Here is an 8,431-nt window from a genome sequence, read left to right on the forward strand (position 1 = left end):
GGCCGTTACCCGCTATGCGCTCGCTCGCATTCCCGGGGGACTACCCCCGGGAGCTGTGAGGATGGGGAGGATGCGATCGGTTTCCCATGCCTACCCGGGCGACCTCACGTTCCGCCGTGCGACCGAGGCCGACGTCGCGGCGATCGTCGAGCTCGTCGAGTCCGCGTACCGGGGGGAGTCCAGTCGCGCGGGGTGGACCACCGAGGCCGACCTGCTCGCCGGGCGGCGCACCGACGCCGCCGCGGTCGGCGCGGCACTGGCGGCGCTGGACAGCGTGGTGCTGCTCGCGCAGGACCCGGACGGAGCCCTCCTCGGCTGCTGCCACGTGGAACGACGGGTCGAGCCACCGGCCCGGTCGGGGCACACGGCGACCGAGGTGACCGCGGCGACCGAGGTGACCGAGGTGACCGCGGCGACCGAGGTGACCCGGTCGGGGTATGCCACCCACGGGCAGGCTGACGCGGAGCGGTGTGGCCCGGATGCATCACCGTTGATCGGGTCCTACTTCGGCATGTTCGCGGTAAGCCCGACCCGCCAGGGCAACGGGCTCGGCGACACCCTGCTGCGGCTCGCCGAACGGCACGCCGTGACGGCCTGCTCCGCGGCCTGGATGGACCTGCTGGTCATCGCCCAACGGGCCGAGCTGATCGCCTGGTATCAGCGGCGCGGATACGTCCTGACCACCAGAACGAGCCCGTTCCCCTACGACGACGAACGGTTCGGCCGGCCGCTGCGACCGGATCTCTACTTCGTCGTCCTCCGCAAGAGGTTCGGCGACCGCCCGGGGTTCAGCGACCGCTGAGCGTGCCGGACCGTCCGTGCCGGACCGTCAGCGTGTCTCCGGCGAGGTCGACGACCACCGCGGAACCGTCGTCGACCTCACCGGCGATCATTTCCCGCCCGATCCGGGTCTCCACCTCGCGTTGCAGGTAGCGGCGCAGCGGGCGGGCGCCATGGACCGGGTCGTAGCCCTGACGGGCGATGAACATCCGGGCCGGCTCGGTGATGTCCAGGGTGATGCGCCGATCCGCCAGTCGGGCCCGCAGATCGTCCACCAGCAGCTCGACGATCCGCTCGATCTCGGGCAGGGTCAGCGGGGAGAACAGCACGACCTCGTCGAGCTGGTGGAGGAACTCGGGCCGGAACGCCCGGCGCAGGTCGGCCGTGATCCGAACGCGGACCTCGGGCCCGGCTGTCCCATCGGCGTCCGGACCGCCGGTGAGCCGTTCGGACCCCACACCGGAGGTCAGGATGACGACGGTGTCACGGAAGTCGACGGTGCGTCCCCGGGCGTCGGTGAGCCGACCGTCGCTCAGGACCTGCAGCAGGATGTTGAGGACGTCGGAGTGTGCCTTCTCGATCTCGTCGAACAGCACCACCGCGTAGGGCTTGCGTCGTACCGCCTCGGTGAGCTGCCCGCCCTCGACGAGCCCGGTCTGGCCGGGTGGGGCGCCCAGCAGCCGGCCGACGCTGTGCCGCTCCTGGTACTCGCCCAGGTCGATGCGGATCAGGCTGTCCTCGGAGTCGAACAGGGCCGTCGCCAGGGCCCGGGCCAACTCGGTCTTCCCGATCCCCATCGGCCCGAGGAAGAGGAATGACCCGATCGGGCGGCGCGGGTTCCCGATGCCCGCGCGGGCCCGGAGCACCGTGTCGGCGACGAGCCGCACCGCCTCGTCCTGTCCGACGACCCGGGCGCGCAGGACCTGGTCGAGGCGTCGCAGCTTCTCCCGTTCCCCCTCGAGGAGCCGGGCCACCGGGATCCCCGTCCAGCGGGAGACCAGATCGGCGATCTCGTCGGCGGTCACCGTCTCGCGCAGCAACCGGTGGCCGCCCCGCTGGGGGGTGAGCCGTTCGGACTCGTCGGCGAGCCGCCGGTCCAGTTCGGGCAGGCGGGTGTGGCGCAGCTCCGCCGCGGTCCCCAGGTCGTGTGCCCGTTCGGCATCCTCGGCCCGCCGCCGGGCCTGTTCGATCTCCTCCCGCAGCCCCCGGACCCGCCGAATGGCCTGGCGTTCGGCCTCCCACCGCGCGCGCATCGTGTTCGCCGCGGCCCGCACGTCGGCGAGTTCCCCACGGAGCTGGTCCAGGCGGGCGGTGCTCGCCGGATCGGATTCCTGCGCGAGTGCGGCCTCCTCGATCTCCAGCCGGACCACCCTACGGATGATCTCGTCGAGGCCGGTCGGCATCGAGTCGATGTCGGTGCGCAGCATGGCGCCCGCCTCGTCGACGAGGTCGATCGCCTTGTCCGGCAGGAAACGGTCGCTGATGTACCGATGGGACAGCACCGCCGCCGAGACCAGGGCCGCGTCGGCGATCCGAACCCCGTGGAAGATCTCCAGCCGTCCTCGCAGCCCGCGCAGGATGGAGATGGTGTCCGCCACCGATGGTTCGTTGATTATGACGGTCTGGAACCGGCGTGCGAACGCGGGGTCGGACTCGATCTGCCGGCGGTACTCCTCGAGTGTCGTCGTCCCGATCAGGTGCAGGTCGCCGCGGATCAGCAGCGGCTTGAGCACGTTGCCGGCATCCGTCTTCCCTTCGGCGGCACCCGCCCCCAGGACGGCGTGCAGTTCGTCGACGAACAGCAGGATCCGCCCCTCGGATGCCTTGACCTGGGCCATGACCGCCTTGAGTCGTTCCTCGAACGCGCCGCGGTGCGCCGTCCCGGCCGCCAGCGCGCCCAGGTCGAGCTGGAACACCCTCCTGTTCCGCAGGCTGTCCGGAACCTCCCCGCGGAAGATCCGGTCGGCGAGGCCCTCGACGATCGCGGTCTTGCCGACTCCGGGGTCGCCGAGCAGCACGGGATTGTTCTTCGTCCGGCGGGACAGGATCTGGATCACTCGGCGGATCTCGGTGTCCCGCCCGATCAGGGGGTCGAGGCGGCCGTTGCGGGCGTCGACGACGAGGTCGCGTCCGTACTTCTCCAGCGCGTCGTCCGTGGCCGTCGGCGAGGCGGAGAGGATGCGCCGGTCTCCGCGCACCCGGGTCAGCGCGATGAGCAGCCGTTCCCGGGTCAGACCCTGCTCGTGCAGGATCCGGCCGGCCGGTGTCGTGGGTCCCTCCTCGAGCAGGGCCAGCAGCAGGTGTTCGACCGAGATGTACTCGTCGCCGAGGCGGTGTGTCTCCCGTTCGGCGGCGTCGAGGGCCCTGGACAGCCGCTGCGTCATGTACACCTCGCCCGGTCGGACCCCCGGTCCGGACACCCGCGGTCTGCGCTCCAGCTCCGTCTCCACCGCACCGGTGAGGGCGGGTGGGGTACCACCCGATGCGACCATGAGGCGCGGGACCAGCCCGTCCGGCTGCTCGACAAGCGCGGCGAGCAGATGTTCCCCGTCGACCTCGGTGTGGCCGAATCGCATCGCCCTGGTCTGGGCCGCCTTCAGCGCGTCCTGGGCGCCCTCGGTCAGCTTGGTCAACTTCATCGGTGCTCCTCGCCGGGGCCGTCGCGGCCGGGGCCGTCGCGATGGCCGCGGATGCGCTGTTCGAGTTCGTCGATGCGGTCGCGCAGGTCCAGCACGACGCCGGTGGCCGCATAGGTAATGCCGAGGTCGCGGCGCAGCCGTTCGATACGCACCGCCCGCCCAACCGCGCGGATCGGCAGCCACCACTGCCCCGCCTGGTCGACGTGCACGTCGAGCAGGCCGAGGGCGACCAACCGGCGGACGATGTCCGGACCCAGCCGGGTGAGCAGGCAGAAGGAGTCCAGTCCGAGAAGATCCAGACCGGGTTCGACGCCGCCCGGGTGGGTGATCCGGGTGACCGGGACGGTCGGGCCGGGATCGCTTCCGACGGCCCATCCCACGATTACCTCCTGCTGATGGATACCTCTTGCTGATGGGCCGATCCGGTGCTCCCCGCCCGCATGGGAGATGTGGAGGGCCGGTCCGGAGGAGCGCACCGCCCGTGCGGCGGAGACCTGGCCTGGGCGCGGGTACGGTCGAGTCAGATCATCTCCGGGTAGTGGTCCGATTACCCATGTGACCGTAGGTCGGACCCGAGGGCGTTCGCAACCAGAGGTGACGACTCAACGACGGATAGGTGTGGTCTCCGGGGATGGCCGCGCTTGCCAGGCGCCTGCGGGCGCGACGTCCGATTTCCGCCAGCATGCGAGGCGGGACTCGTCGAGAGTGGGTGGAGTGATGACGGACCGGAGCCGCTACGAGGCTTTGCGTAGCCGGGACGCGCGCTTCGATGGCGCGTTCTTCTTCGCCGTCACCACCACCGGCATCTACTGCCGCCCGAGTTGTCCAGCCATCACGCCGAAGCGGGAGGACGTCCGGTTCTTTCCGACGGTACCGGGTCGAGGACGGGCAGGTGTGGTCGATCCTGGCATTGCGCGGCCAGGGTGTGCAGTTCGGTGGCGTTCTCGAACGTCAGCATCCAGGGGGTACATCCAGGGGGTAGCAGCGGCGTCCGAGCGTCCAGCCGGGATGGTCCCAGTGGTTGCCGAGTCGGTCCAGGCTGGCGAAGCGGTGCCAGTCGTCAACGACTGAGCCCGCGGTGCGCGAGGTGGTCAACCTCGCTGCCAGCGACACCGCTAGGGACGGCCCGCGGGCAGCAGCGGCGCGGTGCGCAGCAGCGCCAGCAGCGGGCGGACCTCGTCGGGCACCGGCTCGGAGAACGTCCGCACCGCGTGTTCCCCAGGCCGATCGATCTCCAGGGTGTAGACAAACCGGTCCGCGCCGACGTCGCGCTGCTCCCGGGCTTCGGTGGAACCCCGGACCTCGGTGGAATCTACCTGACCGGCATCCGCGGCGTCCGTTGTGGCCGCGAGATCGCTGCGGCGCACCGCTCCGCGGACCAGACGGCGCAGGTTCTCGGCCTCCTGTTCACTGAGATCGGCCGTATCCAGACCGCGGCGCACACTGCGCCCGAGAAGCCCGCCGGAACGCTCCAGCACGACCCGTACACGTTCCGCGGTGCGCGCCATAAGCCAGATTGTGCGCCGTCAGCCGTCAGCCGTCACACGCGCCGGGCGTACATGATGACGGCGACGCCGAGCAGGCAGATCGCGGCTCCGGCGAGGTCGTAGCGGTCGGGCCGGAAGCCGTCGACGGCCACGCCCCAGAGCAGGGAACCGGCGACGAAGACCCCGCCGTAGGCGGCGAGGATCCGGCCGAAGTGCGCGTCCGGCTGGAGGGCCGCGACGAAGCCGTAGGCGGCCAGGAACCCGATCCCGAGCCCCACCCAGACCGGTCCGCGGTGCTCGCGCACGCCCTGCCACACGAGCCAGGCACCACCGATCTCCATGACCGCGGCTACCACGAACAGCAGCAGAGACCGGACGACGCCCACGTGCGTCACGATAGTCAGTATCCTTCCGGCATCGTCATCCTTCCGGCATCGCCCTGCGGCCTCGGAATCCTGTGGCCGAAATCTCGTCGTTACCGCGCCCGTGTTTTCACCCTGCCCGCACCGCGTAGTGTCGCATGGGTACACCGCTCTTTTTCGATGGTTTCCGATGGTAGGACGTCCTGCGATCTTCCGGTGGGGAGGGGTGCTCGGTATGAATGTCGTACGGGATCCGGAACTGATTACCGGCGGGCCGATGCGGCGGCTCGAACCGGATTCGGTGGACGGTCTCGCTCCGCATCGTTTTCCTGGCGCGTTCGGGGAGAACACCTCGCCCGCGGCGGGTGAACTCGACGACGGCGGCATCCGACTGCTCGCCCCCGATGGTTCGCTGGTCGCCGATTCTCGGTTCTCGGTGCTCGCCGACCACGAGCTGCGCATGGAGTTCTACACCTCCATGGTCTTGGCCCGCCGGCTGGACGAGGAGGCCACGGCCCTGCAACGTCAGGGTGAGCTGGTCCTGTGGATCCCGCTGCGGGGGCAGGAGGCTGCGCAGGTCGGATCCGCCGCGGCCGCGCGTCCCCGGGATTACCTGTTCCCCAGTTACCGGGAACACGCGGTCGCCTGGCACCGCGGTGTCCCGGCGGTCGAGGTGATTCGGCTGCTGCGGGGAGTGAGCCACGATGGCTGGGACACGCACCGTCACAATATGGCTAATTACACGATTGTTCTGGCGGCCCAGACGCTGCACGCCGTCGGTTTCGGGATGGGGGTGCTCCTTGACGGTGCCGCCGGCACCGGCACCGGTGCCGGCACCGGCACCGGCGGCACCGGCGACACCGGCGATACCGGCGGCACCGATACCGACATGGCGGTGATGGTGTATCTCGGTGACGGTGCGATGAGTCAGGGTGATGCCAACGAGGCATTCGTGTGGGCGGCGAGTTTCGGTGCGCCCGTCGTCTTCTTCTGCCAGAATAATCAGTGGGCGATTTCCACGCCGAGCCGGCGGCAGTCCCCGGTGCGGTTGGCCCGCCGGGCCGACGGGTTCGGCTTCCCCGGCCTGCGCGTCGATGGTAACGACGTGCTCGCGGTGCACGCGGTGACCACTTGGGCGCTCGACCATGCGCGCAGCGGTCGCGGCCCGGTGCTCATCGAGGCCAACACCTACCGGATGGCCCCGCACACCACCTCCGACGACGCGACTCGGTACCAGCCGCCGGACGAGATCAGCGCCTGGCAGGCCCGGGATCCCATCGAGCGCCTCCGTCGGCTGCTCGCCGCCGAGGTCGAGGCCGGCTGGTTCGACGAGGTCCGCCGGCGGGCCGACGTCGCCGCGGCCGATCTGCGTCGGGACACCCTTGCCCTCGACCCGCCGGACCCCTCCTCGATGCTCGACCATGTCGCCGCGGAGGAGACGGCCGATCAGCGCCGGCAACGGGAGTGGTTCGCCGCGTACCGCGACTCGTTCCTCTGAGGATGATCTGAGGATGACGGGACTCGTTTCTCTGCGGGTGGCGGTCATATCCTCGCCGGGTAAGGGAAGGACGTTCCGCCACCAGCGGCGAGGAGCTCCCCATGCGGCCGACCCCGCAGACCCCGCAGACCGTAGCGAACCGGGAGACCGGGGTGACTGAGGCGGTCGGCCCGGAGGCAGGCATCGGGACGCTCCTGTCGACGGATCCGGCCACCGGCGCGGTGGTCGCGAGCTTCCCGGTGATGGAGCCGGCCCAGGTGCGGGCGACCGTGGCGTCCGCCCGGTCGGCGGCGGGCTGGTGGGCGGGGCTCGCGGCGGCACGGCGGCGCGACCATCTGCTGCGCTGGGCGGCGCACCTCGTCCGTCACGAGACCGAGCTGATCGACCTCCTGCACGCCGAGAACGGCAAGACCGCCGCCGATGCCCGCATCGAGCTGCTGCTGACGTTGGAACACATCCGCTGGGCGGCCCGCAACGCCGCCTGCGTGCTGCGGACCCGTCGGGTATCGCCCGGCCCGTTCCTGGCGAACCACACCGGACGGATCGAGTACCGCCCGTTCGGGGTCGTCGGGGTGATCGGGCCGTGGAACTATCCGCTGTTCACCCCGAGCGGTTCGATCGCGTATGCCCTGGCAGCCGGTAACACGGTGGTCTTCAAGCCCAGCGAGTACACCCCGGCGGTGGGCGCGTACCTGGTCGCGGCGTTCGCCGCGGCGAATCCGGACGCGCCGGCCGGGGTCCTGACCATGGTCACCGGCTTCGGTCCGACCGGTGCCGCTCTGTGTACCGCCGGGGTCGACAAGATTGCCTTTACCGGTTCGCCCGCGACCGGCCGCCGGGTCATGGCGGCCTGCGCGTCGTCCCTCGTCCCGGTGGTGATCGAATGCGGCGGCAAGGACCCGCTGATCGTCGCTGACGACGCCGACGTGGCCGCCGCCGCGCGGGCAGCGGTCTGGGGGGCGATGTCCAACGCCGGCCAGACCTGTGCCGGGGTCGAGCGGATCTACGTGACCGAGGCGGTCGCCGCGCCCTTTCTCGCCGCACTGCGCCGCGAGCTCGACGGGGTTCGTCCCGGCGCCGACCGCGACGCATCTTACGGTCCGATGACGATGCCCGGCCAGGCGGCGATCGTGCGCCGCCACGTGGCCGACGCGCTGGCCCGCGGCGCGACCGCCCTGATCGGCGGGACGGAGTCGGTGGAGGACACCTTCATCGAACCGGTCGTGCTGGTCGACGTGCCGGAGGGCAGCCCTGCCGTGCAGGAGGAGACCTTCGGGCCGGTCGCCACCGTCCGGACCGTCGCCGACGTCGACGAGGCCGTCACGCTGGCCAACGGCACCCCGTACGCGCTCGGTGCGACGGTCTTCTCCCGGTCCCGGGGAGACGAGATCGCCAGCCGGCTCGACGCCGGGATGGTGTCCGTCAACGCGGTGCTGGCGTTTGCCGGGATGCCCGCCCTGCCCTTCGGGGGCAGCGGCGAAAGCGGGTTCGGTCGGGTGCACGGCGCGGAGGGGCTGCGCGAGTTCGTCCGCCCCCGCTCGGTCGCCACCCTGCGGATGCACGTGCCGGGAGCGACCCTGACCACGTTCCGCCGGGCGCCGGGTGCGCTCGCCGTCGCCGCGGTGGCGGCGCGGCTCCGGCACGGCGGCGGCCGGGTGGGGCGGG

8 protein-coding genes are annotated in these 8,431 nt (G+C 71.1%); 4 read left to right on the forward strand and 4 right to left on the reverse strand.

Translation table 11 applies throughout. The features are described 5' to 3' along the window. Positions 1-70 precede the first annotated feature (70 nt). Entirely contained in the window at positions 71-802 is a 732-nt protein-coding gene (locus AC08OO_RS20825; RefSeq protein WP_476618947.1) for a GNAT family N-acetyltransferase, read from the forward strand. Here the strand turns inward: AC08OO_RS20825 and AC08OO_RS20830 are convergent. After that, on the reverse strand, positions 789-3,419 hold the full coding sequence (locus tag AC08OO_RS20830) for an AAA family ATPase (RefSeq protein ID WP_476611408.1): 2,631 nt from the start codon (positions 3,417-3,419) through the stop codon (positions 789-791). The genes AC08OO_RS20825 and AC08OO_RS20830 overlap by 14 nt on opposite strands. Further along, positions 3,416-3,799 carry a chaperone modulator CbpM gene (locus AC08OO_RS20835; protein ID WP_476611409.1) on the reverse strand — a complete coding sequence of 128 codons (384 nt, stop codon included), beginning with the start codon at positions 3,797-3,799 and terminating at the stop codon, positions 3,416-3,418. The genes AC08OO_RS20830 and AC08OO_RS20835 overlap by 4 nt, the downstream gene beginning before the upstream one ends. Before the next feature lie 337 nt (positions 3,800-4,136). Between AC08OO_RS20835 and AC08OO_RS20840 the strand changes: the two genes are divergently transcribed. Further along, positions 4,137-4,490 (forward strand): Ada metal-binding domain-containing protein, encoded by a 354-nt coding sequence (locus tag AC08OO_RS20840; RefSeq protein ID WP_476611410.1) that lies wholly within the window; start codon positions 4,137-4,139, stop codon positions 4,488-4,490. Positions 4,491-4,534: 44 nt separating this feature from the next. Here AC08OO_RS20840 and AC08OO_RS20845 read toward each other — a convergent pair whose 3' ends face one another. Next, on the reverse strand, positions 4,535-4,927 hold the full coding sequence (locus AC08OO_RS20845) for a protealysin inhibitor emfourin (RefSeq protein ID WP_476611411.1): 393 nt from the start codon (positions 4,925-4,927) through the stop codon (positions 4,535-4,537). Positions 4,928-4,959: 32 nt separating this feature from the next. Next, complete coding sequence (locus AC08OO_RS20850; protein WP_476611414.1) at positions 4,960-5,292, reverse strand: YnfA family protein; 333 nt, start codon at positions 5,290-5,292, stop codon at positions 4,960-4,962. A gap of 211 nt (positions 5,293-5,503) precedes the next feature. Here AC08OO_RS20850 and AC08OO_RS20855 point away from each other — a divergent pair, with 211 nt between their 5' ends. Together AC08OO_RS20855 and AC08OO_RS20860 are read left to right on the forward strand one after the other, a co-directional pair. Then, positions 5,504-6,766, forward strand: coding sequence for a thiamine pyrophosphate-dependent enzyme (locus tag AC08OO_RS20855; RefSeq protein ID WP_476611412.1), 1,263 nt, complete (start codon positions 5,504-5,506; stop codon positions 6,764-6,766). Positions 6,767-6,867: 101 nt separating this feature from the next. Beyond that, the coding region (locus tag AC08OO_RS20860) for an aldehyde dehydrogenase family protein (RefSeq protein ID WP_476618948.1) at positions 6,868-8,431 on the forward strand (1,564 nt) is incomplete at its 3' end.

It is taken from the genome of Frankia sp. CeCAU1 (assembly GCF_977971845.1).

Excerpts from the sequence above, each read along its gene's own strand:
- AC08OO_RS20855 (WP_476611412.1), top strand. The coding sequence starts at position 5,504 with ATGAATGTCGTACGGGATCCGGAACTGATTACCGGCGGGCCGATGCGG.
- AC08OO_RS20825 (WP_476618947.1), top strand. The coding sequence starts at position 71 with ATGCGATCGGTTTCCCATGCCTACCCGGGCGACCTCACGTTCCGCCGT.
- AC08OO_RS20840 (WP_476611410.1), top strand. The coding sequence starts at position 4,137 with ATGACGGACCGGAGCCGCTACGAGGCTTTGCGTAGCCGGGACGCGCGC.
- AC08OO_RS20830 (WP_476611408.1), bottom strand. The coding sequence starts at position 3,419 with ATGAAGTTGACCAAGCTGACCGAGGGCGCCCAGGACGCGCTGAAGGCG.
- AC08OO_RS20845 (WP_476611411.1), bottom strand. The coding sequence starts at position 4,927 with ATGGCGCGCACCGCGGAACGTGTACGGGTCGTGCTGGAGCGTTCCGGC.